This window comes from Arthrobacter sp. GQ119, from assembly GCF_059759125.1.
In genome coordinates, this window is record NZ_JCAXEA010000015.1 from 16,824 (window position 1) to 41,176 (window position 24,353).

Below are 24,353 nucleotides of genomic sequence, written 5' to 3' on the forward strand. Positions count from 1 at the left end.
ATCAAAGTCGGATCAGGTTTTTCCCAAGGTCAGAAAGTAGCCTTAACACATGTCTAGTTCAGGGTCCAGCACAAGCGACGGCGGCGCGAACGGCGTTTGCCTGCCTGGCCCTGGGGCTGCCGCGCAGGACGAATCGGAACAGGCGGAGGGGCTCCCCATCCTGGACCTCACTGTCCTTCGCGAGCTCGAGGAGGACTTGGGCGGCAGCGGCGTGGCCCGCGCGTTCGCCAAGGACTACATCGGCATCTGGGCGAAGCGGCTGGCATATCTGGAGCGTTCGGTCACGGACAATGATCCGGAACTCGCCATGGATGCGGTCCTGAGCCTGAAGAATTCCGCCTTCATGGTGGGCGGGTCGCGTCTCGCCAGCCTGGCCGTGGAATCGGAGCGCCTCATCAGGGCCGGTGACCTCCCCGCGCTGAGGATGCTCTTGCCGGTGGTGGCGCAGACAGGCGTGCAGACCGTCACCGCGCTGAAGCGAACCTATCTCAGGGGACGCTAGCCAAGCTCCCCCCGAGGCAGCCGGAGACCGAGACGCAGCCGGACGCAGGCCGCGCTACTCTGCCCGCTTCGGCGCCAACCGGTACCCCACGCCGCGTACCGTCACGAGCCAGCGTGGTTCCAGGGGGTCCTCACGGAGCTTCCGGCGAAGGTTTCCGATGTGGACCTCGACGGCCCGTTCGTCGGCCTCGCTGATGTATGTATCCTCACCGTAATATTCCCCGCGGACCACCCGGACCAGGTCGGCCCGCGTGCGCACGGCCCCTGTTCCCTTCAGCAGTTCCTGCAGCAGGTCAAACTCGCTGCGGGTCAACGTCAGGGGCGTGCCGCGAAGGGAAACAGTCCGGGTCTCCATGTCGAGCGACAGACCGTTATGCTGCAGCACCTTACTTCGGCGCACGATTGTAGCGCCGGCGCCGCTGCCACCGGAAGACAACGCCGGAGCATCATCGTCGCCCGCCGATCCGTGCCGCGGCCGCCGCATCATGGCCGAGATGCGGGCGCGCAACTCACGGGGCCTGAACGGCTTGGTGATGTAGTCGTCCGCGCCGCCCTGAAGCGCCGTGATTGTGTCCAGTTCCTCGTCTCTGCCCGTGAGCATGACGACGTACGCATCACTGAATTGCCGGATTCTGCGAAGAACCTCAAAACCGTCAATGTCCGGCAGGCCCACATCAAGCGTGATCACATTCACCGGATGCTGACGCACAACGTCAACACCATCACGTCCCGTGGCTGCAGAGTGCACCTCGAAGCCAGCCTGCTGAAGGACCGCGTCAAGCAGATTGCGGACGTCGTCGTCATCTTCAATCACTACGGCCACGCCAAGTTCGCCCACGATTACCCCATATCAGGTAAAACCACCGCACCGCCCAGCGCAATGCGGAAAGCACTACCTGATTACCTAGGCTACAACGGACTCGGGAACCAGACACCCTAAATTGTGCATATGTTTTGCAACCTACAACCAAGAGCCGATTGGGGCTGCCGACGCAGAGGAAATGGTGTGCATAATGGCACCATGGGTGGGGACAAAATAATACGGTCTCACGTTTTGATATTCGACTCCAAGGGCGGGGGCTGCGCCCTTGGGTGAACACGTGTTGGTCCGTGACACTGACCGCTTTTACAGAAGGCTGAAGCCGAGGGTCCAGGTAGCTCTTTGCCAACTCCCGGTAACGCTCCTTCTTGCCGTTTTGGCCATCGCCGCGCCTTCAGTGTGGCCCAGGCTCATCGAGAGTCCCGTCTTTCTTGCGTCCATAGCCCTCATGGGCGTCTTGTTCCTGGCGTGCTTGGTGGTTCCCTGGGAGCGGCTTCCGACCAATTCCTATCTTATTATTCCGATTCTTGACCTTTTGGTGATCGGCCTCGCCCGTAACGGAGCCGTTCCTTCTGTGGCTGGCCTCGGAGTGCTGGCAATATTCCCGGTGATCTGGCTATCGGCATCAGGTTCCTTCGTGAAGACCAGCATTGTGCTCAGTTTCTTTGGGCCGCTACTCATCGGTCTGCCGTCACTGCTGCAGAAGTCTCCCAATATTTCACCTTCGGATATTGCCACTGCCACCCTGTTGCCCCTCATGATGCTGGCCGTCTCCCTGGCAATCCGGTTCGCCAGCGCCAATATCCGTGTGCAGCGCCAACGGCTCGAGAAAAAGGATGCCGAACTCCGGGAACTGCTCATAGAAAGCAGGACTCGTGAAAGGCTTTTCAAAACCATTCTTGACACCGTCGACGTCGGCATTGTGGCAGTTGACGCCGAAGGCCATAAAGTGCTCGTCAATGACCAGCAAAAAATCTTCCAGCGGGCCGCGTCTCCCGCGGGCGGAGCCGCAGAAATCGAGGAATCCAAGCAGCTGTTGTTCGGGCAGGACAAGGTCACCCCGCTGCCGGAGGACAAGCGACCGATCCACCGGGCCATTGCGGGCGAAACGTTTGCGAACTATCTGGTGTGGCTCGGCGAAGGCAGCGCGCGGCGTGCCGTTTCCACGGCGGCCCGGATCATGAGGAACGACGACGGCGGGTTCAGCGGCGCTGTCATCGTCTACAGCGATGTGACCGGGCTTGTGGACGCACTCTCCGCGAAGGAGGAACTGATCTCCAACGTCTCCCACGAATTCCGCAGCCCGCTGATGTCCGTGCTGGGGAACGTTGACCTGGTGCTGGATGAGGCTGACGCCCTGTCCCCGGCGGCAGTGCACCGGCTGGAAGTGGTGCAGCGCAATGCCGAACGGCTGCTCTCCTTGGTGTCCGATCTGCTCGTCTCGGCCTCCGCAGTCCTGGCGGTCCATGCCCGGAGGACAGATCTGGCCAGCCTCATCGACACCACCGTGGGATCCGCGCAGACACAGGCCGACGCCTCCCACGTCTCCCTCAGCGTCGACGCCCCAGCGCCCCTCTGGGCGCATGCCGATCCGCTCCGCATCTCCCAGGCACTCGACAACCTGGTGTCCAACGCCATCAAATACTCTCCCGACGGCGGTGCAGTGACGGTCCGCGCCCGGACCAGTGATGACTGGGTGCACCTGCAGGTCCAGGACACCGGAATGGGCATCAGTGCAGAGGAGACGTCCCGGATCTTCACCAGGTTCTTCCGTACTCAGGCCGCCCAGCAGGCGGCGATCCCCGGAGTGGGCCTCGGCCTCTCCATCACGAAGACAATCGTGGAACGGCACGGCGGCGCCATCACGTGCGAGAGCAAGCCCGGCGCCGGGACTACATTCACCATGACACTGCCCCGGGAACCTTCCTAACCTATGCAGGTTCCATTGGCCGGCTCCCAGCAGGGGCGCTCCGCCCAGGAACGCTCAGTCCAGGGGCAGGGTGATGTTCACGCACGTACCCGCGGAGGACGAGTCGATCACCATGTGGCCGCCCGCCGTTTCCACGGCCAGTCGCATGAGCCGCAGCCCCATCCCGGAATGCCGGCCCTGGGTTGCTGCCTCGACATCGAAACCGGTGCCGTCGTCGGTCACTTTAAGCTGCACCTCATGGCAGAGGGGCGGATGGCTAACGCAGCCCAGCCGAACGGTGACGGCCGAGGCATGGGCAAATTTATACACGTTGCTGAGGAGCTCCTGGGCGGCCCGATAGAGGAGGGTGGCAGACTTCCGGTCCACTTCCATCCCGTGGTGCGGTGCCTCCAGGCGAACCACGGCCCCGCGCTCGCGCAGCGGAAGGGTCAAACGGTCAATCGCCCCCGCGACGCCAAGCGCATAGAAATCGACCGGGTGCATATCGGTAAGAATGCCGCGGACTGCAACAACCTCGTCGCTTCGTAGTGATTTCATGCTCCTACGGTGCTCCTGCACCCTTGGCATTTTCTTAGGCTTTTCTGTGCCACCCCCCGTTTGCAGGGGCCACGTCACAGCGGCCTACGTCAGCGTGTATCCCAGGCCGCGGATAACTGAGGCAGGGCCCTCAGAAGAGGGTTCATGTGGGGACTTACTCCCGCAGGGCACGCGTGAGCACCGCGCGTGCCAGCAGCTCGTCGTCCGACGGGTAGGCCACTTCCTCCAGCACCAAGGGATGCGGGGCCGCCAGCACGGAGCGGGCGTCGCGCTTCCTGGCCAGCAGCCGCTCGTGCAGCCATCCCGGCGGTTCGAGCCCCTCCCCCACATACAGCGCCGAACCCACGAGCGCACGCACCATGTTGTGGCAGAACGCGTCGGCCTGGACCGTGGCCACAATGACGCCGTCCGGGCCGCGGGTGAACTCGAAGCGCTGCAGTTCGCGGATGGTCGTGGAGCCCTCGCGCGGCTTGCAGTAGGAGAGGAAGTTCTGCAGCCCCAGCAGCTTGGACGCCCCCTCGTTCAGGAGGTCCACATCAAGCGGCGCCTTGTGCCAGAGCGTGTCATACCGGCCCAGCGGGTCCCAGAGCGCCGGCCCGTCGGCGATGCGGTAGCTGTAGCGGCGCCACAGCGCGGAAAAGCGTGCGTCGAAGCCCTCCGGGGCAATGGACACCTGGTGCACCACAATGGCGCCTGTCAGGTCCCCGAGCCCCCGGCTCAGTGCACCCCGCAGCCTGCGTAAAAGCGCGACGGCGGGATCAAGTTCGGCGCCGCGGTTCAGTCCCAGCCACTCGGCTTCGGTCAGGTCAAGATGGACCACCTGGCCGCGGGCGTGAACACCGGCGTCTGTCCGCCCGGCGACGGTGACCCGGACCGGCCGGCGGATCAGCAGCTCCAGCGCCGCCTCCAGGGTTCCCTGGACCGTGCGCAGCCCCGGCTGCACCGCCCACCCGCTGAAGGGGCCGCCGTCGTACGCCAAATCAAGCCGGATACGCAAAAACCCGCCGCCCCCCAATACGGGGGCCGCGGGTTTTTGGTCGTTCATAGACTTAAGTCTATGCGAAGGATTCAGCGAATTACTTCGCGTCCTTTGCGGACTCGTCAGCAGCTTCTTCAGCCGGAGCTTCCTCAGCGGCCGGGGCCTCTTCGGTCTCTGCAGCTTCGGTCTCGGCAGCCTCGGGAGCCTCAGCGGCTTCGGTCTCAGCGGCCTCTTCTTCTGCAACGGGTGCAGCAGCTTCCTCGGCAGCCGGAGCAGCCTTGTCTGCATCGCGCTTAGCAGCGGCGGTAGCCTCGGCTACAACAGCCTGCTTGGCGGAAACCGGCTCGAGAACCAGCTCGATGACAGCCATGGGAGCGTTGTCGCCCTTGCGGTTGCCGATCTTGGTGATGCGGGTGTAGCCGCCGTCGCGGTTCTCCACTGCCTGCGCGATGTCGGTGAACAGCTCGTGGACGACGCCCTTGTTGCTGATCAGGCCGAGAACGCGGCGGCGGGATGCGAGGTCGCCGCGCTTGGCGAAGGTGACCAGGCGCTCGGCGTACGGCTTCAGGCGCTTGGCCTTGGTGACCGTGGTGGTGATCCGCTTGTGCTCGAACAGTGCGGAAGCCAGGTTCGCGAGCATGAGACGCTCGTGAGCCGGGCCGCCACCGAGGCGCGGACCCTTAGTGGGGGTAGGCATAGTTGTTTCTCCTCATATGGAAGCCGGTGGGGGCTGCGCACACCATGGTGCATCCAGCCCGCCGGCCAAGATCTGCTTGTTAGAGCTCGTCGTCGCTGAACGCGGCGTCGTCCTCTTCGATGGCTGCGGCGCGGGCGGCGAGGTCGAAGCCGGGAGGCGAGTCCTTGAGGGACAGTCCCAGTTCAACCAGCTTTGCCTTGACCTCATCGATGGACTTGGCACCGAAGTTACGGATGTCCATCAGGTCAGCCTCGGAGCGGGCAACGAGTTCACCCACGGTGTGGATGCCCTCACGCTTGAGGCAGTTGTAGGAACGGACGGTGAGGTCCAGATCCTCGATCGGCAGAGCCATGTCTGCTGCCAGGGCAGCATCCGTCGGCGACGGACCGATCTCGATACCTTCAGCTGCGGTGTTCAGCTCGCGGGCCAGACCGAAGAGTTCCACCAGGGTGGTACCTGCGGAAGCAACCGCATCGCGCGGGGCGATGGCCTGCTTGGTCTCGACGTCGACAATGAGCTTGTCGAAGTCGGTGCGCTGCTCAACACGGGTGGCTTCCACGCGGAAAGTAACCTTCAGCACCGGCGAGTAGATGGAGTCGACCGGGATACGGCCGATCTCTGCGTCGCCGGACTTGTTCTGAGCTGCCGAAACGTAGCCGCGGCCGCGCTCGATGGTCAGTTCGAGTTCGAACTTGCCCTTCGAGTTCAGCGTGGCAATGTGCAGATCCGGGTTGTGGAATTCGACGCCGGCCGGCGGAGCGATGTCCGCGGCGGTGACGACTCCGGGTCCCTGCTTGCGCAGGTAAGCAACAACCGGCTCGTCGTGCTCGGAGGACACGGACAGGTTCTTGATGTTCAGGATGATCTCGGTGACATCTTCCTTAACACCCGGAACCGTCGTGAACTCGTGCAGCACGCCATCGATCCGGATGCTGGTTACAGCGGCACCGGGGATAGAAGAGAGCAGGGTACGGCGGAGGGAGTTTCCGAGGGTGTATCCGAAGCCCGGCTCCAGCGGTTCAATGATGAAGCGGGAGCGGTTATCGGAGACGACCTCTTCGGAGAGGGTGGGGCGCTGTGCAATGAGCACTTAGGTTTCCTTTCGGCGAGCATCCGCTATATGACGCAACACAGGTGGTGGAAAATCGGTCTGAAGACTTAACGCGCTGGGCTTGCCCGGACCCGGTAAGGGTCCGGGCAAGCTCCGGGCAGCGGAAAAGCTTAGACGCGGCGGCGCTTCGGGGGACGGCAGCCGTTGTGCGCAGCGGGTGTGACGTCCTGGATGGAGCCAACCTCGAGGCCGGCAGCCTGCAGCGAACGGATCGCGGTCTCGCGTCCGGAGCCCGGTCCCTTCACGAACACGTCTACCTTCTTCAGGCCGTGCTCCTGTGCACGCTTGGCAGCAGCTTCGGCAGCCATCTGTGCAGCGAACGGGGTGGACTTACGGGAGCCCTTGAATCCAACCTCACCGGCGGAAGCCCAGGAGATGACAGCACCGGTCGGGTCCGTGATGGACACGATGGTGTTGTTAAAGGTGCTCTTGATGTGCGCCTGGCCAAGCGCGATATTCTTCTTGTCCTTCTTACGCGGCTTGCGAACCGCGCCACGAGTCTTCGGGGGCATTTTTTCTCCTACAGAAAGTTATCGGGGGAAAGCGATCGCTATTTCCCACATTTGCCGGGTTCCTTGAAATCGCGCCAGCGATTTCAGGGGGCAAATGAGGACTTAACGGGCCTTCTTCTTGCCGGCGACGGTACGCTTCGGGCCCTTGCGGGTACGTGCGTTGGTCTTCGTACGCTGACCGCGTACGGGCAGGCCCTTGCGGTGACGCAGGCCTTCGTAGCTGCCGATTTCAACCTTGCGGCGGATATCTGCGGCCACTTCGCGGCGAAGGTCACCCTCAACCTTGTAGTTGCCTTCAATGTAGTCACGCAGCTGGACCAGCTCGGCGTCGCTGAGGTCCTTTACGCGGACGTCAGCGCTGATGCCGGTGGCAGCCAGGGTTTCGTGTGCACGGGTCTTGCCCACGCCGTAGATGTAAGTAAGCGCAATTTCCAGCCGCTTTTCGCGGGGAATGTCTACGCCAGCGAGACGAGCCATAGTGGCAGTACTCCTTGAATAAACCGGAGGTCGTAGGCAGTACACCCGCACTTTCAGTGCGGCCCCAGCCTCCGACCGGGGGTTAGCTGTCCGGACTCTTTAGAGCTCAATGTTCCAGTTCAGCTTGTGCTGCCTTTTATTTACTTGCGTGGGTTAGCAACCCAGGGATTCCCGGAAGGGAATTAGCCCTGGCGCTGCTTGTGGCGCGGGTTCTCGCAGATCACCATGACCCGGCCATTACGGCGGATCACTTTGCACTTTTCGCAGATCTGCTTGACGCTCGGCTTGACCTTCATGGCGTTCCTTTGCGTGATAGCAGTTGGTCCGATGGACCGGCCTTCGGCAGTTGCTCTGGCCGCCCAACGTTTACTTGTAGCGGTAGACGATACGACCACGTGTGAGGTCGTAAGGGCTCAGCTCCACCACTACGCGGTCCTCAGGGAGAATCCTGATGTAGTGCTGGCGCATTTTTCCAGAGATGTGTGCCAGGACGATGTGCTTGTTGGTGAGCTCAACGCGAAACATCGCGTTGGGCAGCGCCTCAGTCACTACGCCCTCGATCTCTATGACCCCGTCCTTCTTGGCCATATCCTCCGCTAACTGTTGTTTGCCTCAGCCCACCCGAATTGCACCGGGCATCACTGCGGACGTTTTTTGATTGATTGATCGTCGCCAGCCGGCCGCAAATGGGCGTGGCAGGGCAGACAACCAACATGCAACACTACGGCATTCGGGCCGGAATGTTAAATCCAGCCATGTTAGCGCACAATGCCGCCGTACGCATCAAAATCGGGGCGCATCAAATCTGTACGCCGCGAAGGTGCCGGCCTCAGTCGTGACGCCCTCCGCGCTGCGGACCCCGTCCAGGATGGCCAACCGCACGACGTCGGCTGCCGCACTCTGCAGGGTAATGAGGCTCACCTGCCGGGCAGTTTCCGTGCTTCGATCCAGGGTGGCGCTGCCGGTCGCCAGGCAGAACACCGTGTCCCCGTCGGCCAGTGTGTGGCTCGGGTTCACCGCCCTGGCCAGTCCGGCATGGGCCGCGGACGCGGTCCGCTTGCATTCGGCCGGGTCAAGGTCGGCATTGGTGGCGACAACGACGAGGGTGGTGTTGAGTGGCGGGTCCTCCGGGTGGGTGAGCTTGTCGAAATCGGCAGCCTCCGTTTCCGCCGGCTCAGCCAGCGGCAGTCCCACCGCGTTCACCACGGCCAGGGCTCCGACAACCACGCCGTTATCCAGGGAGACCGAGGCTGTGCCTACTCCCCCCTTGTATTTGCCCCGTCCCATGACAGCTCCGGTGCCGGCGCCCACATTGCCGCGGTCGACGTCGTGCCCTTCCATTTGCGCGCCGGCGGCGGCGGCCGCCGCGTAGCCCATCCCGGCGTCGGGGCGGGCGGAGAAGTCGCCGCCGCGGCCGAGGTCGAAGATGGCGGCGGCCGGGACGATCGGAACCACCCCGCCGGTGACTGCGAATCCGCGTCCCTGCTCCTCACACCAGCGCTGGACGCCGTGCGCGGCGACAAGGCCGTAGGCGCTCCCGCCCGTGAGGACCACAGCGTCCACGGTGGAGACCAGGGTGGTGGGGTCCAACGCATCGGTCTCGTGGGTGCCGGGGCCTCCCCCGCGGACATCCACCGAACCCACGGTTCCCGGCGGCGGCAGGACCACCGTCACGCCGCTCAGCCAGCCGCCGTCGGACTTCTGCCGGTGACCGACCCGCAGGCCCGGCACGTCAGTGATCTTTCCCGTCACTCCCATGGCTCCCATTGTGGTCCACTCCCTCGCCGCGATGCGCAAACTCGTCCGTGACGCGCAAAATCCCTGGCGCTACCGGAATTCCGGTAGCGCCAGGGATTTTGCGTGTCGCGAGGGCAACTGAGCGTCGTCAGGGAATCGGGACCGGGACCACGCCGAGCGGTGCCAGCTGGGCCGCGCCGCCGTCGGGCGCGGACAGCACCCAGATGCCCTTCTCATGGACGGCCACAGAGTGTTCCCACTGGCAGGACCGCTTGCCGTCCGTGGTGACCACCGTCCAGTCATCGTCCAGGACAGCGGTTTCGATGCTGCCGCGCACAAGCATCGGCTCAATGGCGAGGCACAGGCCCGGGCGGATCTTCGGGCCCCGGTGGCTTGAGCGGTAGTTCAGCACGTCCGGAGCCATGTGCATCTCGGAGCCGATGCCGTGGCCGACATAGTCCTCGAGGATGCCCAGTGGTTTGCCCGGCACGGAGGAGACGTAGTCGTCCACGGCGCAGCCGATGTCGCCCACGAATTTGCCGATGGCCAGGGCGGCGATACCCCGCCACATGGCAGCCTGGGTGACGTCCGACAGACGCTGGTCCTCCGGATCACCGGTCCCAACGATGACCGTGCGGGCGGAATCCGAATGCCAGCCGTCCACGATCGCGCCGCCGTCGATCGAGATGATGTCGCCGTCACGCAGCACCCTGGATCCGGGGATCCCATGGACCACTTCCTCGTTCACGGACGTGCAGATGGTGGCGGGGAAGCCGTGGTAGCCCAGGAAGTTGGACTTTGCGCCGGCCTCCAGGAGCACCCCGGCGAACACCTCGTCAAGCTGCTTCGTGGTGACCCCAGGCGCGGCAGCGGCCACAGCGGCGTCCAGGGCGCGGTGCAGGACCAGCCCGGCCTCGTGCATGGTGCGCATCTGGGCGTTGGTCTTGTATTCAATCCGTGGCTGGCCGAATGCCATCTGCGGTTTCCTCTCGGTGGTGCCCCCGCCGGCGGATCTGCCAGCAGGGCTAGCCGTTGTGCGGCTAAAAGCCGGAGGCCCCTCCCAATGAACCGGGAGGAGCCTCGTAGCGTGGTTACTGAATCAGGCTGCCTGAGCCTCTTTGATGGCCTGCATGACGCGGTCAGTGACTTCGTCAATGGCGCCGATGCCGTCCACCTGGGTCAGTATGCCGCGCTCGGCATACTTTGCCACAACGGCCTCGGTCTGCTCGTGGTACAGGTCCAGCCGGTGGCGGATGACGGCCTCGTTGTCGTCGCTGCGCCCGGTTTCCTTGGCGCGGCCCAGGAGGCGTGCAACGAGCTCCTCGTCATCCGCCGTCAACTGCAGGACCACGTCGAGCTTCTGGTCACCATTGGCCAGGATCTCGTCGAGGTAATCAACCTGAGCCGTGGTCCGCGGGTAGCCGTCCAACAGGAAGCCGTCTTCGACGTCGGTTTCGCTCAGGCGGTCGCGGACCATCTTGTTGGTCACGCTGTCCGGCACAAAATCCCCGGCATCCATGTACTTCTTGGCCTCGACACCCAGCGGGGTCTCGCCCTTGACGTTCGCACGGAAGATGTCGCCGGTGGAGATCGCAACGACGCCGAGGCGCTCCGAGATGCGTTCCGCCTGCGTACCCTTGCCCGAACCCGGTGGTCCGATAATCAACATTCTGGTCATCGCAATAGCCCTTCGTAGTGACGCTGCTGTAGCTGCGCGTCAATTTGCTTGACGGTTTCCAGGCCAACGCCCACCATGATCAGAATCGAGGTGCCACCGAACGGGAAGTTCTGGTTCGCGTTGATCAGCACGAGCGCCACCAGCGGGATCAGCGCCACGAAGCCAAGGTAAATGGCCCCGGGAAGCGTGATCCGCGACAGGACGTACTGCAGGTAATCCGCGGTCGGCCTGCCGGCACGTATACCCGGAATGAAGCCGCCGTATTTCTTCATGTTGTCCGAGACCTCTTCAGGATTGAAGGTGATCGCGACGTAGAAGTATGTAAAGAAAACAATCATGGCGAAGTAGAGCGCCATGTAGATGGGATGGTCACCGCGGGTCAGGTTGTTGTTGATCCACTCAACCCACGGCTGGATCGGCTCCCCCGGCGTCGGCTGGTTGAACTGCGAGATCAACGCCGGCAGGTAGAGCATGGAGGACGCGAAGATCACCGGGATAACGCCGGCCATGTTCACCTTGATGGGAATGTAGGTGCTGGTGCCGCCCACAGTCCTGCGTCCGATCATCCGCTTGGCATACTGCACCGGGATGCGGCGCTGCGACTGCTCCACGAAGACCACCAGGGCAACCGTCAGTAGGCCGATGGCGAGGACGAGGAAGAACGTGCCCGCCCCCTGCGAGGTCCAGATGGCACCCAGGGAGGTGGGGAAGCCTGCAGCGATGGCGGTAAAGATGAGCAGCGACATGCCGTTGCCCACGCCCTTTTCGGTCACCAGCTCGCCCATCCACATGATGAGGCCTGTGCCGGCCGTCAGCGTGATGATGAGCAGGATCGTGGTGATGACGCTGTTGTCCGGAATGATCGGCAGGTTGCAGCCTGGCAGCAGCTGCCCGGAGCGCGCCAGGGACACCAGCGTGGTGGCGTTCAGCAGGCCGAGGGCAATGGTGAGGTAACGCGTGTACTGCGTCAGCTTCGACTGCCCCGAGGCACCTTCTTCATGCAGCTGTTGGAACCGGGGAATGACCACCCGGAGCAGCTGCACGATGATGCTTGCCGTGATGTACGGCATGATTCCCAAAGCGAAGATGGAGACCTGCAGCAATGCACCGCCGCTGAAAAGATTGACGAGCTGGTAGATCCCCCCCTGGGTCTGCCCGGTCGACAAGCATTGCTGGACATTCTGGTAGTTCACACCAGGCGAGGGGATGAAGGCTCCCAAGCGGAAGATTGTGATGATTCCCAGCGTGAACAACAACTTGCGTCGCAGATCAGGCGTTCGAAAAGCCCGGCCGAATGCGCTAAGCAAGCGTCCTCCTCAGAAAGTAATAAGTCTTGTGATGCGGGACAATAAACCCAACAACCGAGTCTAACGGTTGATTGCGCTATGCGAACAATCCGAAAGACGTCGGGATACGGAAAACTCCCGGCACGGGGGCCTCGGCCCCGCGTACCGGGAGTTCAACGACGGGCATCAGCCCACCGTCCTCTGGAGGCGTCTCCTAGAGAGCGGTGGTGCTTCCGCCTGCTGCAGCGATCTTTTCAGTGGCGCTGGCCGAGAATGCGTGGGCGGTGACGTCAACCTTGACGGTGATGTCGCCGGTGCCAAGCACCTTCACGGGCTGGTTCTTGCGAACGGCACCCTTTGCAACCAGATCCTCCACGGTGACAGTGCCACCTTCCGGGAAGAGCTCGTTGAGACGGTCCAGGTTTACAACCTGGAACTCGACCCGGAACGGGTTCTTGAAGCCGCGCAGCTTCGGCAGGCGCATGTGCAGCGGCAGCTGGCCGCCGGCAAAGCCAGCTTTGACCTGGTAGCGGGCCTTCGTACCCTTGGTACCGCGACCGGCGGTCTTACCCTTGGAACCTTCACCACGACCAACGCGGGTCTTGGCGGTCTTGGCACCCGGGGCGGGACGCAGGTGGTGAACCTTCAGCGCGTTCTGCTTCTCAGCAGCGGCGCTCTGTGCCTTCTCAGCAGTGTTCTTCTCTGCCATTTACTTCGCCTCCTCTACCTTTACCAGGTGCGGAACCGTGTTGAGCATTCCAACGGTCACGGCGTCGGCGGTGCGGACAACGGTGTGTCCGATCCGCTTCAGGCCGAGGGACCGCAGGGTGTCGCGCTGGTTCTGCTTGCCGCCAATGGCGGACTTGATCTGAGTGATCTCCAACTGTGCGTCGGAGGGAATCAGGTTCTTTGCCATTGCTTAGACACCTGCCTTCTGGTTCAGGAGAGCCTTCACCAGTGCCGGCGGGGCGATCTCGTCCAGCGGGAGGCCGCGGCGTGCTGCCACTGCTGCCGGCTCTTCGAGGCGCTTCAGGGCGTCAACAGTCGCGTGAACAATGTTGATGGCGTTCGAGGAACCGAGCGACTTGGAGAGGATGTCGTGGATGCCCACGCACTCCAGTACTGCACGGACCGGGCCACCGGCGATAACACCGGTACCGGCGGAAGCCGGACGCAGCATTACGACGCCTGCGGCGGCTTCGCCCTGGACGCGGTGAGGGATGGTGTTGCCAACGCGGGGAACGCGGAAGAAGGACTTCTTGGCCTCTTCAACGCCCTTTGCGATTGCAGCGGGAACTTCCTTGGCCTTGCCGTAACCGACGCCGACCATGCCGTTACCGTCACCAACGACGACGAGTGCGGTGAAGCTGAAGCGACGACCACCCTTGACGACCTTGGAAACGCGGTTGATGGTAACAACGCGCTCTACGAACTGGCTCTTCTCGGCTTCACGGCCGCCGTCGCGGCCACCACGGCCACCACGGTCGCCGCGGCCCTGGCCACGGTCGCCACGCTCGCCGCGACGGGCGCCACCACGGCGGTCGTCGGCAGCTGCGGGGGCAGTGGTCTCAGTGGCCTCAGCAGCTACGGCTTCAGTCGCCTTCTGATCTGCAGACACAGTGTCCTTTTCCTTGTTTGCTTCCGTCACAGTGACAGCCCACCTTCACGTGCACCGTCAGCGACGGCGGCGATCCGGCCGTGGTACTTGTTACCACCACGGTCGAAGACAACTGCTTCGACTCCGGCAGCCTTGGCACGCTCGGCTACGAGCTCGCCAACGCGCTTGGCCTTGGCAGTCTTGTCACCGTCGAATGCACGAAGGTCGGCTTCCAGTGTGGATGCGCTCGCTACGGTCTGGCCGATGGTGTCGTCGACAACCTGGACAAATACGTGGCGTGCGGAGCGGTTGACGACCAGGCGCGGACGTACAGCCGTTCCGGAGATGCGCTTGCGGATACGAAGCTGGCGGCGGCTGCGCGAAGCAGACTTGCTCTTGTTCGTACGCTTCTTGTTAATTGCGATGGCCATGGTTACTTACCAGCCTTTCCGACCTTGCGGCGGATGACTTCGCCGGCGTAGCGAATGCCCTTGCCCTTATAGGGGTCCGGCTTACGCAGCTTGCGAATGTTGGCAGCAACCTCGCCGACCTGCTGCTTGTTGATGCCTGAGACAGAGAGCTTGGTCGGCCCCTCTACTGCAAAGGTGATGCCGGCCGGTGCCGAAACGCTGACCGGGTGGCTGTAGCCGAGAGCGAACTCAAGGTCAGATCCCTTGGCCTGAACGCGGTAACCGGTACCGACGATTTCAAGCTTCTTCTCGTAGCCTGCGGTGACGCCCTGGATCATGTTGGAGATCAGGGTGCGGGTGAGGCCGTGGAGCGAACGGGAGGCGCGCTCATCGTTCGGGCGGGTGACGGTCAGGGTGTTGTCTTCCAGAGCAACCTCGATCGGGCTGGCCACAGTGTGGCTCAGCTCGCCCTTGGAACCCTTGACGCTGACGACAGAGCCGTCAACCTTGACCTCAACGCCGGCAGGAACGGTGATGGGGAGACGTCCAATACGTGACATTATTCTCTTCCTTTCCCGTTACCAGACGTAAGCGAGGACTTCGCCGCCCACGCCCTTCTTGCCGGCCTGCTTGTCAGTCAGGAGGCCGGAAGAGGTGGACAGGATTGCGATACCCAGGCCACCCAGCACGTGCGGCAGGTTGGTGGACTTCGCGTAAACGCGGAGACCCGGCTTGGAGATGCGGCGGACACCGGCGATCGAACGCTCGCGGTTCGGACCGAACTTCAGCTCGAGGGTCAGCTTCTTGCCGACCTCAGCGTCTTCTTCTTTCCAGCCGGCGATGAAACCTTCCGCCTTCAGGATGTCGGCAACGCGTGCCTTGAGCTTGCTGTAAGGCATAGACACGGAATCGTGGTATGCCGAGTTTGCATTGCGCAGACGTGTAAGCATGTCTGCGACAGGATCTGTCATAGTCATTTGGGCTCTTGCCCTTCCTCGTAACGGTTTCCGCCGCGCTGCCCGTGAGGGATCAATACGGCCGGACCTTTTACGTAGCTAATTAAGCTTCGGTCTTGAACGGGAAACCAAGCGCCTTGAGCAGCGCGCGGCCTTCGTCGTCGGTCTTGGCGGTGGTCACAACCGTGATGTCCATACCGCGAACGCGGTCGATGGAATCCTGGTCGATCTCGTGGAACATAACCTGCTCGGTAAGACCGAAGGTGTAGTTGCCGTTGCCATCGAACTGCTTGCCGCTGAGGCCGCGGAAGTCACGGATACGCGGCAGAGCCAGCGTGACCAGACGGTCCACGAATTCCCACATGCGGTCGCCACGCAGGGTCGCGTGTGCACCGATGGGCATGCCTTCGCGCAGCTTGAACTGGGCGATCGACTTGCGGGCCTTGGTTACCTGCGGCTTCTGGCCGGTGATCAGGGTGAGGTCGCGGACAGCGCCGTCGATCAGCTTGGAGTCCTTGGCGGCATCTCCAACACCCATGTTCACAACAACCTTGACCAGACGGGGAACCTGGTTGACGTTCTCGTACTTGAATTCATCCTGCAGCGCAGCCTTGATGGATTCTGCGTACTTGGTCTTCAGACGAGGAACGATCTTCGTTGCCGGAGTCTCGAGAGTCTCAGTCATTAGATGTCCTTCCCGGAGCTCTTGGCCACGCGGATGCGGACGGTCTTCTTGACGCCGTCCTTCTCAACGGTGTCGAGGCGGAAACCGACGCGGGTCGGCTTCTTGGTCGACGGGTCCACGAGAGCCACGTTGGAGATGTGGATCGGTGCCTCGATGACCTCGATGCCACCGGTCTTGGTGCCGCGCTGCGACTGACCGACCTTGGTGTGCTTGGTTACGCGGTTGATTCCCTCAACCAGCACGCGGTTGGTGTCGGGGAAGACGCGCAGAACCTTGCCCTGCTTGCCACGGTCGCCGCCGCGCTCAGCCTTGGCGCCAGTGATGACCTGAACCAGGTCACCCTTCTTGATCTTAGCCATGGACTAGAGCACCTCCGGAGCCAGAGAAACGATCTTCATGAACTTCTTGTCACGGAGTTCACGACCAACCGGTCCGAAGATACGGGTACCGCGGGGGTCACCGTCGTTCTTCAGGATCACAGCTGCGTTCTCGTCAAACTTGATGTAGGAACCATCCGCACGGCGGCGTTCCTTCTTGGTACGGACGATGACAGCCTTGACGACGTCGCCCTTCTTTACGTTGCCGCCCGGGATTGCGTCCTTGACGGTGGCGACGATGACGTCGCCGATGCCTGCGTAGCGACGGCCAGATCCACCGAGAACGCGAATGGTAAGGATTTCCTTAGCACCCGTGTTGTCGGCGACCTTCAGTCGCGACTCCTGCTGAATCACTATTTACTCCTTGCGTCGCGCTGGTTCTCAGACCGAAAATCTTCCTACGGAATGAGCCTTGCGGAACGGTTGATCGGGGTGTCTCTTGACCTGCCTGGATTTTGCCAGACCAGGCCTAAACGCCCGTGCCAAAAACATTTGCTTCCCAAGCGGGTTTGGACGGAGTCCGAGCGCAAGGGGGCACTATGCCGTGGCACGATTGTTTACGAGGTTTGCTGACGGCACACAAAAGGCGCCATACAAACTCAAAATCTTAGCACAGTTCGCGCCCAGCCCCATATCACAGCAGCCGCCTCCGTGTTAAGCCGGGCCGCCGCCGTCGGGCTTTCCCCTGTCACCCATAAGAACAGGAAACCCCCGCTCCCAAAGGGAACGGGGGTTTCCGGCGCAGCTTGCGTTTCAGCAAACCTGCAGGTGTTACTTGGCCTTCTCGAGGATCTCCACCAGGCGCCACCGCTTGCTGGCGGACAGCGGGCGGGTCTCGGCGATCACGACGAGGTCGCCGATGCCGGCGGTGTTCTCTTCGTCGTGGGCCTTCACCTTCGACGTGCGGCGGATGACCTTGCCGTACAGGGCGTGCTTCACGCGGTCCTCAACCTGGACAACGATGGTCTTTTCCATCTTGTCCGAGACCACGTAGCCGCGACGCGTCTTACGGTAACCGCGCTCGGCAGCTGCCGTTGCGGAACCAGTTTCCGTCACGTTCTCGTCCTTTTCACTCACTTGGCGTCCTCCTCGGTCTCAGCCTCGGCCGGCTTCTCAGCCTTCTCAGCCTTGGCTGTGGACTTCTTGGACTTCTTTTCTTCCTTGGCTTCCGCAACCGGTGCGGCAACCTCGGCACGAATGCCCAGCTCGCGCTCACGGAGAACGGTGTAGATGCGTGCGATGTCCTTCTTTACCGCGCGCAGACGACCGTGGTTCTCCAGCTGACCGGTGGCGGACTGGAAACGCAGGTTGAACAGCTCTTCCTTGGATTTGCGGAGTTCTTCAACGAGACGCTCGTTGTCGAAACCGTCCAGCTGTGCGGGTGCGAGATCCTTCGACCCTACTGCCATTTCTATTCACCACCTTCGCGACGCACAATGCGTGCCTTCAACGGCAGCTTGTGGATTGCCAGGCGCAGGGCCTCGCGAGCTACCTCTTCATTGACACCGGAGAGTTCGAAGAGAACCCGGCCCGGCTTGACGTTGGCGACCCACCATTCCGGAGAACCCTTACCGGAACCCATGCGGGTTTCGGCCGGCTTCTTCGTCAGCGGACGGTCCGGGTAGATGTTGATCCAGACCTTACCGCCACGCTTGATGTGGCGGGTCATCGCGATACGGGCAGATTCGATCTGACGGTTCGTGACGTAAGCCGGGCTCAGGGCCTGGATACCGTACTCACCGAAGGAGACCTTGGTGCCGCCCGTGGCAGCGCCGGAACGACCCGGGTGGTGCTGCTTACGGTGCTTGACTCGACGTGGGATAAGCATTTAAGCCTGTCCTCCTTCTGCTGCCTGTGCCGGAGCGGCAGAAGCAGCCTCGGCTGCCGGAGCTGCAGCAGCAGGTGCTGCGTCGGCTGCCGGACGGTCGGTACGACGGCGGCGGTCACCACGGTCGGCGCCACCGGGACGGCCCGGACGGTCGCCGGAGCGTCCGCGGGACGGAGCAGCAGCTGCCTGCTGAGCCAGTTCCTTGGAGGTGACGTCACCCTTGTAGATCCAGACCTTCACGCCGATGCGGCCGAAGGTGGTCTTGGCTTCGTAGAAGCCGTAGTCGATGTTCGCGCGGAGGGTGTGCAGGGGCACACGGCCTTCGCGGTAGAACTCCGAGCGGGACATTTCTGCGCCACCCAGACGGCCGGAGCAGGCGATACGGATACCCTTGGCACCGGCACGCTGCGCGGACTGCATGGCCTTCTTCATCGCACGGCGGAACGCCACGCGGGAAGTCAGCTGCTCGGCAACACCCTGGGCAACAAGCTGGGCTTCCATCTCGGGGTTCTTGACCTCGAGGATGTTCAGCTGGACCTGCTTGCCGGTGAGCTTTTCGAGCTCGCCGCGGATGCGGTCTGCTTCAGCGCCGCGGCGGCCGATGACGATGCCCGGACGTGCCGTGTGGATGTCCACGCGGACGCGGTCGCGGGTGCGCTCGATCTCAACCTTGGCGATGCCGGCGCGCTCCATGCCCGTGGACATGAGCTGGCGGATACGGATGTCTTCGCGAACGAAGTCCTTGTACCGCTGACCGGACTTGGTGCTGTCAGCGAACCAGTGCGATACGTGATCGGTGGTGATGCCGAGTCGGAACCCGTGCGGGTTTACTTTCTGTCCCACTTAGCGAGCCTCCTCTTTCTCCGGGGTAGCGACTACCACGGTGATGTGGCTGGTGCGCTTCTTGATCTGAAATGCACGACCCTGAGCACGCGGCTGGAACCGCTTCATGGTCGGGCCTTCATCAACAAACGCTTCGCTGATGATGAGGTCACCTTCGTCAAACGCAACGCCGTCGCGGTCCGCGAGGACCCGGGCGTTGGAGATTGCCGACTGAACTACCTTGAATACCGGCTCAGAAGCTGCCTGGGGGGCAAACTTCAGAATTGCCAGAGCCTCGTTCGCTTGCTTACCACGAACAAGGTTGACGACGCGCCGGGCCTTCATAGGCGTTACGCGGATGTGACGCGCAATTGCCTTGGCTTCCATTGCTTTCCTTCTCTCGTCTTTGACGTAAGTGCAGGCGCCTAGCGGCGCTTGCCCTTACGGTCGTCCTTGACATGGCCGCGGAATGTCCGCGTCGGAGCGAATTCGCCGAGCTTGTGCCCGACCATCGACTCGGTGACAAACACCGGGATGTGCTTGCGTCCGTCGTGCACGGCGATCGTGTGCCCCAGCATGTCGGGGATGATCATCGAACGGCGGGACCAGGTCTTGATGACGTTCTTGGTGCCCTTTTCGTTTTCCCTTGCTACCTTCACAAAGAGGTGCTGGTCAACGAAAGGACCTTTTTTCAGGCTGCGTGGCATGTGTCCAGGCTCCTATCGCTTGTTCTTGCCAGTACGACGGCGACGAACAATAAGCTTGTCGCTCTCTTTGTTGGGACGGCGGGTACGGCCTTCAGCCTTACCGTTCGGGTTGACCGGGTGACGTCCACCGGAGGTCTTACCTTCACCACCACCATGCGGGTGATCGACCGGGTTCATGGCGACACCACGGACGGTCGGGCGAACGCCCTTCCACCGCATACGGCCGGCCTTACCCCAGTTGATGTTCGACTGCTCGGCGTTGCCGACCTCGCCGATGGTTGCGCGGCAGCGCACATCAACGTTGCGGATTTCGCCGGAGGGCAGTCGCAGCTGGGCGAAACGGCCTTCCTTGGCGACGAGCTGAACAGAAGCTCCAGCGGAACGGGCCATCTTGGCGCCGCCACCCGGACGCAGTTCAACTGCGTGGATAACGGTACCGACGGGGATGTTGCGCAGGGGCAGGTTGTTGCCAGGCTTGATGTCAGCGTTGGCGCCGGCCTCCACGAAGTCGCCCTGGGAGAGCTTGTTCGGGGCGATGATGTAGCGCTTGGTGCCATCAACGTAGTGCAGGAGGGCGATGCGAGCCGTGCGGTTCGGATCGTACTCGATTTCGGCAACGCGGGCGTTGACGCCGTCCTTGTCGTGGCGGCGGAAGTCGATCAGACGGTACTGACGCTTGTGTCCACCACCCTTGTGACGGGTCGTGATCTTACCGGTGTTGTTACGGCCACCCTTTTTGGGCAGCGGACGTACCAACGACTTTTCCGGCGTCGACCGCGTGATTTCGGTGAAGTCCGCTACACTCGAGCCGCGACGGCCCGGGGTAGTCGGCTTGTATTTACGGATTCCCATAATTCATTTCCTCGTTAAAGTGGTCTCCGCTACGCGAGCGGACCGCCGAAGATGTCGATAGTGCCTTCTTTGAGGGTCACAATCGCACGCTTGGTGTTCTTGCGGGTACCCCATCCGAATTTGGTGCGCTTGCGCTTACCGGCACGGTTGATGGTGTTGATCGATTCGACCTTGACGGAGAAAATCTTCTCCACGGCCAGCTTGATCTCGGTCTTGTTCGAGCGGGGGTCCACCAGGAAGGTGTACTTGCCCTCGTCGATCAGGCCGTAGCTCTTTTCCGACACGACGGGTGCAAGCACGACGTCGCGGGGGTCTTTGATGGTGGCTGCGCTCACTTGGCATCCTCCTCGTTCTTTGCAGCCTTGTCAGCAACGAATGCTTCGTAGGCAGCCTTGGTGAAGACTACGTCGTCAGAAACGAGAACGTCGTAGGTGTTCAGCTGGTCTGCGTACAGAACGTGAACTTCCTCGAGGTTGCGCACGGACAGTGCAGCAACATCGTTGGCGCGCTCAATGACAACGAGCAGGTTCTTGCGCTCGGAGACGCCGCGCAGCGTTGCCAGTGCTTCCTTGGAGGACGGCTTGGAGCCGGCAACCAGTTCAGCAACGACGTGGATGCGTCCGTTACGGGCGCGGTCAGACAGTGCGCCGCGGAGTGCAGCAGCAATCATCTTCTTGGGGGTGCGCTGGCTGTAGTCGCGAGGGGTCGGACCGTGGACAATGCCACCACCGGTCATGTGAGGAGCGCGGATCGAGCCCTGACGGGCGCGGCCGGTACCCTTCTGCTTGAACGGCTTGCGGCCTGCACCGGAAACTTCGGCGCGGGTCTTGGTTTTGTGGGTACCCTGGCGAGCAGCAGCGAGCTGTGCAACGACGACCTGGTGCAGCAGCGGCACGTTGGTCTGAACGTCGAAGATCTCTGCAGGCAGGTCAACCTGGACAGTGTTAGCCATTGGACTAGGCTCCCTTCACGGCGGTGCGTACGAGTACGACCTGGCCGCGGGCACCGGGAACGGCGCCCTTGATCAGGAGCAGCGACTTCTCGACGTCAACCGCGTGAACAGTGAGGTTCAGCGTGGTGTGACGAACGGCGCCCATGCGGCCGGCCATTTTCATGCCCTTGAAGACGCGGCTCGGGGTGGATGCGCCACCGATTGAACCGGGCTTACGGTGGTTCTTGTGGGCACCGTGGGAAGCTCCAACGCCGTGGAAGCCGTGACGCTTCATAACACCGGCGAAGCCCTTACCCTTGGTGGTGCCGATGACGTCGATCTTCTGGCCGGCTTCGAAGACCTCTACAGAGAGCTCCTGGCCCAGCTCGTACTCGGCAGCATCTGCGGTACGGAGTTCGACGACGTGGCGGCGAGGCGTGACGCCTGCCTTCTCAAAGTGACCAGCCAGCGGCTTGGTGACCTTGCGGGGATCGATCTGGCCGTAGCCGATCTGAACGGCGACGTAGCCATCAGTCTCTGCGTTGCGCAGCTGGGTGATGACGTTCGAGTCAGCCTGGACAACAGTGACGGGGATGAGCTTGTTGTTCTCGTCCCAGACCTGGGTCATGCCGAGCTTCGTGCCCAGCAGGCCCTTTACGTTACGGGTTGCGGTCATAGTCTCTCAGCACCTCCCTACAGCTTGATTTCGATGTTCACGTCGGCCGGCAGGTCGAGGCGCATAAGCGAGTCAACTGCCTTCGGCGTGGGGTCGATGATGTCGATCAGACGCTTGTGCGTGCGCATTTCGAAGTGCTCGCGGCTGTCCTTGTACTTGTGGGGAGAGCGGATAACGCAGTAAACGTTCTTCTCCGTAGGCAGCGGCACGGGGCCGACTACCGTTGCGCCTGCGCGCGTGACCGTCTCAACGATCTTCCGTGCTGAAACGTCAATGACCTCGTGGTCGTATGACTTCAGCCGGATGCGGATTTTTTGTCCCGCCATGTCGCCTGACTCTCTTTCAGTCTGTGCTTCCCCTGGTTGGGGCTGCCCTGTTCACTTACTCGTTGTGTGGCTGCCGAAGCATTTGAAGTTAGAACTACCACCCGCCGCACAAGCTGAATCCGGAAGAATCCGGGTTCCTCAACCTGCCGGCGTAACCGACCCCCGCGGTCGGGCGTGTCGCACCTTCGAAGCGTGCGAGCCCGCAGTTCCATGGGGGGTGGGTTATGTTTGGACTTCGACTTGGACCCTGGCACCCGGCATTATCCGGATCGGGACGCGAAGAAGCGCTTGAACAACTCATCTAGTATGCCGGATTTTGCCCGGGGAAGCGAATCAGCCCGCAGCGTGCCTTCCACGGTCCCAGTTGGCGCTTTCAGGGGCCGGTTTGCCGGGACGTCGCCCCTCTCACCAGCCCCTAAATCGGCGTCATTGCCTTCGGAAATTTTCGAATGGATGATAGATGAGTGGCCGGGCAAAATGCTGATGCCGTAGACAACTCTTCCGTGCAGGACCTCGCAGGGCGGCTCAGGCCCGGGTTCACCCTGGGAGTGGCGGCCGCAGCCTTTCAGATCGAGGGCGCCCTGGCGGCCGACGGACGGGGCCCGTCAGGCTGGGATGCCTTCGCCGCCAGACCCGGGAAGATACTGAACGGGCACTCCCCCGCGGTGGCCTGCGACCATTACAACCGGGTTCCCGAAGACATCGCCCTGATCCGGGAACTGGGCATCGATTCCTACCGTTTCTCGCTCTCCTGGCCGCGAATCCAGCCGGACGGCCGCGGTGCCTTCAACTCCCAGGGGCTGGGTTTCTACGACAGGCTCATCGACCAACTGCTCGCAGCGGGCATCTCCCCCATGGTGACCCTCTACCATTGGGACACGCCGCTCCCCCTCGAACACAGCGGGGGCTGGATGAACCGCGCCACGGCGGAGCATTTTGCGGCGTATGCCGCGGCCGCCGGCGAACGGCTTGGCGACCGCGTCGCACAGTGGGTCACGCTCAACGAGCCTGTCTCTGTGACCCTGAACGGCTATGCGCTTGGCGTGCACGCGCCTGGCCGGGACCTGCTCTTCAATGCCCTGCCCTCGGTGCATCACCAGCTGCTGGCGCACGGGCTTGCCGTCCAGGCGCTGCGGGCTGCCGGCGTTACCGGCGGCATCGGTGTGACCAATCTTCATTCACCCGTGCGTCCGGCCTCGGGTAAATTCACCGACCGCTTGCTAGCCAAGGTGTTTGACCTCGTCCTCAACAGGATTTACGCCGATCCCATTCTCCTGGGCCGCTATCCAAAGCCTCCCGCCGCTGCCCGCCCCTGGTTCAGGTACCTTACGAGGGCTTCCGACGACGACCTCCGCCTCATCAGCCAGCCCCTGGACTTCTACGGCGTGAACTACTACTACCCGGTGAAGGTGGCCACCGGACGGGGCCCGGCCAGGAGTCCCGCGGGCAGGACCGAGATCATGGCCCGTATGCCATTCCATATGGCGCCCTTTCCGGAATACGACATCACAGGCTTCGGCTGGCCGGTGGCGCCCGATCATCTGGGAGTCCTGCTGCGTGAACTCAAGGACAGGTACGGGGCGGCCCTGCCCCCGCTGTACATCACGGAGAGCGGCGCGAGCTTCCCGGAGCCGGAGCACGTCACCGGGCCCATCGAGGACGCCCGCCGCATCGACTATCTGGCCCACCATCTCCATCATGCGATGGCTTCCACCGCACCGGGCGGGATTGCGCACGACGTGGAACTGCTCGGGTACTACGTCTGGACCCTGATGGATAACTTCGAATGGGCAGCCGGGTATTCGCAGCGCTTCGGTCTGGTCCATGTGGACTTTGACACGCTCAAGCGCACACCCAAAACGTCGTTCTACTGGCTGCAGGCCCTCAGCCGTGCCCGAAAGGCACGCGCTTAAGAGACCCG

37 protein-coding genes are annotated in these 24,353 nt (G+C 62.5%); 4 read left to right on the forward strand and 33 right to left on the reverse strand.

Annotated elements, in window-relative coordinates:
* The first annotated feature begins 49 nt into the window (after positions 1 to 49).
* A complete protein-coding gene (locus AC6CH3_RS14525; protein WP_498133119.1) occupies positions 50 to 502 on the forward strand; it encodes an Hpt domain-containing protein in 453 nt (150 codons plus the stop codon).
* Positions 503 to 556: 54 nt separating this feature from the next.
* Here AC6CH3_RS14525 and AC6CH3_RS14530 read toward each other — a convergent pair whose 3' ends face one another.
* Positions 557 to 1,315, reverse strand: a complete 759-nt coding sequence (locus AC6CH3_RS14530; protein ID WP_498133203.1) for a response regulator transcription factor — start codon at positions 1,313 to 1,315, stop codon at positions 557 to 559.
* On the opposite strand from AC6CH3_RS14530, the gene AC6CH3_RS14535 reads away from it, so the two are divergent.
* Both AC6CH3_RS14535 and AC6CH3_RS14540 read left to right on the forward strand, forming a co-directional pair.
* The gene (locus AC6CH3_RS14535; RefSeq protein WP_498133208.1) at positions 1,199 to 1,441 is read left to right on the forward strand and encodes a hypothetical protein; all 243 of its coding nucleotides are present in this window, start codon (positions 1,199 to 1,201) and stop codon (positions 1,439 to 1,441) included. The two genes, AC6CH3_RS14530 and AC6CH3_RS14535, sit on opposite strands and share 117 nt — an antisense overlap.
* 517 nt (positions 1,442 to 1,958) lie before the next feature.
* Complete coding sequence (locus AC6CH3_RS14540) at positions 1,959 to 3,251, forward strand: sensor histidine kinase (RefSeq protein WP_498133120.1); 1,293 nt, start codon at positions 1,959 to 1,961, stop codon at positions 3,249 to 3,251.
* A gap of 54 nt (positions 3,252 to 3,305) precedes the next feature.
* Here the strand turns inward: AC6CH3_RS14540 and AC6CH3_RS14545 are convergent, their stop codons facing one another.
* The 32 genes from AC6CH3_RS14545 to rpsJ all read right to left on the reverse strand — a co-directional run bounded on the left by AC6CH3_RS14545 (position 3,306) and on the right by rpsJ (position 22,432).
* A complete protein-coding gene (locus AC6CH3_RS14545; RefSeq protein WP_498133121.1) occupies positions 3,306 to 3,788 on the reverse strand; it encodes a sensor histidine kinase in 483 nt (160 codons plus the stop codon).
* A gap of 154 nt (positions 3,789 to 3,942) precedes the next feature.
* Positions 3,943 to 4,833 carry a tRNA pseudouridine(38-40) synthase TruA gene (truA, locus tag AC6CH3_RS14550; protein ID WP_498133122.1) on the reverse strand — a complete coding sequence of 297 codons (891 nt, stop codon included), beginning with the start codon at positions 4,831 to 4,833 and terminating at the stop codon, positions 3,943 to 3,945.
* A 31-nt stretch (positions 4,834 to 4,864) separates the two neighbouring features.
* Positions 4,865 to 5,464: a 50S ribosomal protein L17 gene (rplQ, locus tag AC6CH3_RS14555; protein WP_498133123.1), complete on the reverse strand. Its 600-nt coding sequence runs from the start codon at positions 5,462 to 5,464 to the stop codon at positions 4,865 to 4,867.
* Positions 5,465 to 5,543: 79 nt separating this feature from the next.
* Entirely contained in the window at positions 5,544 to 6,554 is a 1,011-nt protein-coding gene (locus tag AC6CH3_RS14560) for a DNA-directed RNA polymerase subunit alpha (protein ID WP_056626606.1), read from the reverse strand.
* 131 nt (positions 6,555 to 6,685) lie between these two features.
* Entirely contained in the window at positions 6,686 to 7,087 is a 402-nt protein-coding gene (gene rpsK / locus AC6CH3_RS14565) for a 30S ribosomal protein S11 (RefSeq protein ID WP_003803734.1), read from the reverse strand.
* 102 nt (positions 7,088 to 7,189) lie between these two features.
* Positions 7,190 to 7,564: a 30S ribosomal protein S13 gene (gene rpsM, locus AC6CH3_RS14570; RefSeq protein WP_090950898.1), complete on the reverse strand. Its 375-nt coding sequence runs from the start codon at positions 7,562 to 7,564 to the stop codon at positions 7,190 to 7,192.
* 182 nt (positions 7,565 to 7,746) lie between these two features.
* Positions 7,747 to 7,860, reverse strand: a complete 114-nt coding sequence (gene rpmJ / locus AC6CH3_RS14575; RefSeq protein ID WP_009358722.1) for a 50S ribosomal protein L36 — start codon at positions 7,858 to 7,860, stop codon at positions 7,747 to 7,749.
* Between the two features lie 70 nt (positions 7,861 to 7,930).
* Positions 7,931 to 8,152: a translation initiation factor IF-1 gene (infA, locus tag AC6CH3_RS14580; RefSeq protein WP_009358723.1), complete on the reverse strand. Its 222-nt coding sequence runs from the start codon at positions 8,150 to 8,152 to the stop codon at positions 7,931 to 7,933.
* A 195-nt stretch (positions 8,153 to 8,347) separates the two neighbouring features.
* Positions 8,348 to 9,322, reverse strand: coding sequence for a P1 family peptidase (locus AC6CH3_RS14585; protein ID WP_498133204.1), 975 nt, complete (start codon positions 9,320 to 9,322; stop codon positions 8,348 to 8,350).
* Between the two features lie 127 nt (positions 9,323 to 9,449).
* Positions 9,450 to 10,277, reverse strand: coding sequence for a type I methionyl aminopeptidase (map, locus tag AC6CH3_RS14590; protein ID WP_498133124.1), 828 nt, complete (start codon positions 10,275 to 10,277; stop codon positions 9,450 to 9,452).
* A 123-nt stretch (positions 10,278 to 10,400) separates the two neighbouring features.
* On the reverse strand, positions 10,401 to 10,970 hold the full coding sequence (locus AC6CH3_RS14595; RefSeq protein ID WP_498133205.1) for an adenylate kinase: 570 nt from the start codon (positions 10,968 to 10,970) through the stop codon (positions 10,401 to 10,403).
* Positions 10,971 to 10,975: 5 nt separating this feature from the next.
* Positions 10,976 to 12,286, reverse strand: a complete 1,311-nt coding sequence (gene secY / locus AC6CH3_RS14600; protein WP_498133125.1) for a preprotein translocase subunit SecY — start codon at positions 12,284 to 12,286, stop codon at positions 10,976 to 10,978.
* A gap of 193 nt (positions 12,287 to 12,479) precedes the next feature.
* Complete coding sequence (rplO, locus tag AC6CH3_RS14605) at positions 12,480 to 12,974, reverse strand: 50S ribosomal protein L15 (protein ID WP_400580277.1); 495 nt, start codon at positions 12,972 to 12,974, stop codon at positions 12,480 to 12,482.
* Positions 12,975 to 13,181 (reverse strand): 50S ribosomal protein L30, encoded by a 207-nt coding sequence (rpmD, locus tag AC6CH3_RS14610; protein WP_056626615.1) that lies wholly within the window; start codon positions 13,179 to 13,181, stop codon positions 12,975 to 12,977. It lies immediately after the preceding gene.
* Between the two features lie 3 nt (positions 13,182 to 13,184).
* Positions 13,185 to 13,913: a 30S ribosomal protein S5 gene (rpsE, locus tag AC6CH3_RS14615; RefSeq protein WP_494034619.1), complete on the reverse strand. Its 729-nt coding sequence runs from the start codon at positions 13,911 to 13,913 to the stop codon at positions 13,185 to 13,187.
* On the reverse strand, positions 13,910 to 14,293 hold the full coding sequence (gene rplR, locus AC6CH3_RS14620) for a 50S ribosomal protein L18 (protein WP_003803763.1): 384 nt from the start codon (positions 14,291 to 14,293) through the stop codon (positions 13,910 to 13,912). The genes rpsE and rplR overlap by 4 nt, the downstream gene beginning before the upstream one ends.
* 2 nt (positions 14,294 to 14,295) lie before the next feature.
* Positions 14,296 to 14,832 (reverse strand): 50S ribosomal protein L6, encoded by a 537-nt coding sequence (rplF, locus tag AC6CH3_RS14625; RefSeq protein ID WP_498133126.1) that lies wholly within the window; start codon positions 14,830 to 14,832, stop codon positions 14,296 to 14,298.
* A gap of 18 nt (positions 14,833 to 14,850) precedes the next feature.
* Complete coding sequence (gene rpsH, locus AC6CH3_RS14630; protein ID WP_018769139.1) at positions 14,851 to 15,249, reverse strand: 30S ribosomal protein S8; 399 nt, start codon at positions 15,247 to 15,249, stop codon at positions 14,851 to 14,853.
* Between the two features lie 82 nt (positions 15,250 to 15,331).
* Complete coding sequence (gene rplE, locus AC6CH3_RS14635) at positions 15,332 to 15,913, reverse strand: 50S ribosomal protein L5 (RefSeq protein WP_400580283.1); 582 nt, start codon at positions 15,911 to 15,913, stop codon at positions 15,332 to 15,334.
* Positions 15,913 to 16,272: a 50S ribosomal protein L24 gene (rplX, locus tag AC6CH3_RS14640; RefSeq protein WP_498133127.1), complete on the reverse strand. Its 360-nt coding sequence runs from the start codon at positions 16,270 to 16,272 to the stop codon at positions 15,913 to 15,915. The genes rplE and rplX overlap by 1 nt, the downstream gene beginning before the upstream one ends.
* A gap of 3 nt (positions 16,273 to 16,275) precedes the next feature.
* Positions 16,276 to 16,644 (reverse strand): 50S ribosomal protein L14, encoded by a 369-nt coding sequence (gene rplN, locus AC6CH3_RS14645; protein WP_003803789.1) that lies wholly within the window; start codon positions 16,642 to 16,644, stop codon positions 16,276 to 16,278.
* 417 nt (positions 16,645 to 17,061) lie between these two features.
* Positions 17,062 to 17,367, reverse strand: a complete 306-nt coding sequence (gene rpsQ, locus AC6CH3_RS14650) for a 30S ribosomal protein S17 (protein ID WP_400580287.1) — start codon at positions 17,365 to 17,367, stop codon at positions 17,062 to 17,064.
* Positions 17,364 to 17,699, reverse strand: a complete 336-nt coding sequence (gene rpmC, locus AC6CH3_RS14655; RefSeq protein WP_400580289.1) for a 50S ribosomal protein L29 — start codon at positions 17,697 to 17,699, stop codon at positions 17,364 to 17,366. Before rpmC ends, rpsQ begins: the two co-directional genes overlap by 4 nt.
* A gap of 2 nt (positions 17,700 to 17,701) precedes the next feature.
* Positions 17,702 to 18,118 (reverse strand): 50S ribosomal protein L16, encoded by a 417-nt coding sequence (gene rplP / locus AC6CH3_RS14660; RefSeq protein ID WP_003803795.1) that lies wholly within the window; start codon positions 18,116 to 18,118, stop codon positions 17,702 to 17,704.
* Positions 18,119 to 18,961 (reverse strand): 30S ribosomal protein S3, encoded by an 843-nt coding sequence (gene rpsC / locus AC6CH3_RS14665; protein ID WP_400479013.1) that lies wholly within the window; start codon positions 18,959 to 18,961, stop codon positions 18,119 to 18,121.
* On the reverse strand, positions 18,962 to 19,327 hold the full coding sequence (rplV, locus tag AC6CH3_RS14670; protein ID WP_003803798.1) for a 50S ribosomal protein L22: 366 nt from the start codon (positions 19,325 to 19,327) through the stop codon (positions 18,962 to 18,964).
* Between the two features lie 38 nt (positions 19,328 to 19,365).
* Positions 19,366 to 19,647: a 30S ribosomal protein S19 gene (gene rpsS, locus AC6CH3_RS14675; RefSeq protein WP_003803803.1), complete on the reverse strand. Its 282-nt coding sequence runs from the start codon at positions 19,645 to 19,647 to the stop codon at positions 19,366 to 19,368.
* Positions 19,648 to 19,659: 12 nt separating this feature from the next.
* Entirely contained in the window at positions 19,660 to 20,499 is an 840-nt protein-coding gene (gene rplB, locus AC6CH3_RS14680; RefSeq protein ID WP_205652793.1) for a 50S ribosomal protein L2, read from the reverse strand.
* A 29-nt stretch (positions 20,500 to 20,528) separates the two neighbouring features.
* Positions 20,529 to 20,834: a 50S ribosomal protein L23 gene (gene rplW / locus AC6CH3_RS14685; RefSeq protein ID WP_011692807.1), complete on the reverse strand. Its 306-nt coding sequence runs from the start codon at positions 20,832 to 20,834 to the stop codon at positions 20,529 to 20,531.
* A complete protein-coding gene (rplD, locus tag AC6CH3_RS14690; protein WP_400580291.1) occupies positions 20,831 to 21,451 on the reverse strand; it encodes a 50S ribosomal protein L4 in 621 nt (206 codons plus the stop codon). Before rplD ends, rplW begins: the two co-directional genes overlap by 4 nt.
* A gap of 4 nt (positions 21,452 to 21,455) precedes the next feature.
* A complete protein-coding gene (gene rplC / locus AC6CH3_RS14695) occupies positions 21,456 to 22,106 on the reverse strand; it encodes a 50S ribosomal protein L3 (RefSeq protein ID WP_018769133.1) in 651 nt (216 codons plus the stop codon).
* Positions 22,107 to 22,123: 17 nt separating this feature from the next.
* The gene (rpsJ, locus tag AC6CH3_RS14700; RefSeq protein WP_003803825.1) at positions 22,124 to 22,432 is read right to left on the reverse strand and encodes a 30S ribosomal protein S10; all 309 of its coding nucleotides are present in this window, start codon (positions 22,430 to 22,432) and stop codon (positions 22,124 to 22,126) included.
* Positions 22,433 to 22,896: 464 nt separating this feature from the next.
* Here rpsJ and AC6CH3_RS14705 point away from each other — a divergent pair, with 464 nt between their 5' ends.
* Entirely contained in the window at positions 22,897 to 24,345 is a 1,449-nt protein-coding gene (locus AC6CH3_RS14705) for a GH1 family beta-glucosidase (protein ID WP_498133128.1), read from the forward strand.
* The last annotated feature ends 8 nt before the right edge of the window (positions 24,346 to 24,353 follow it).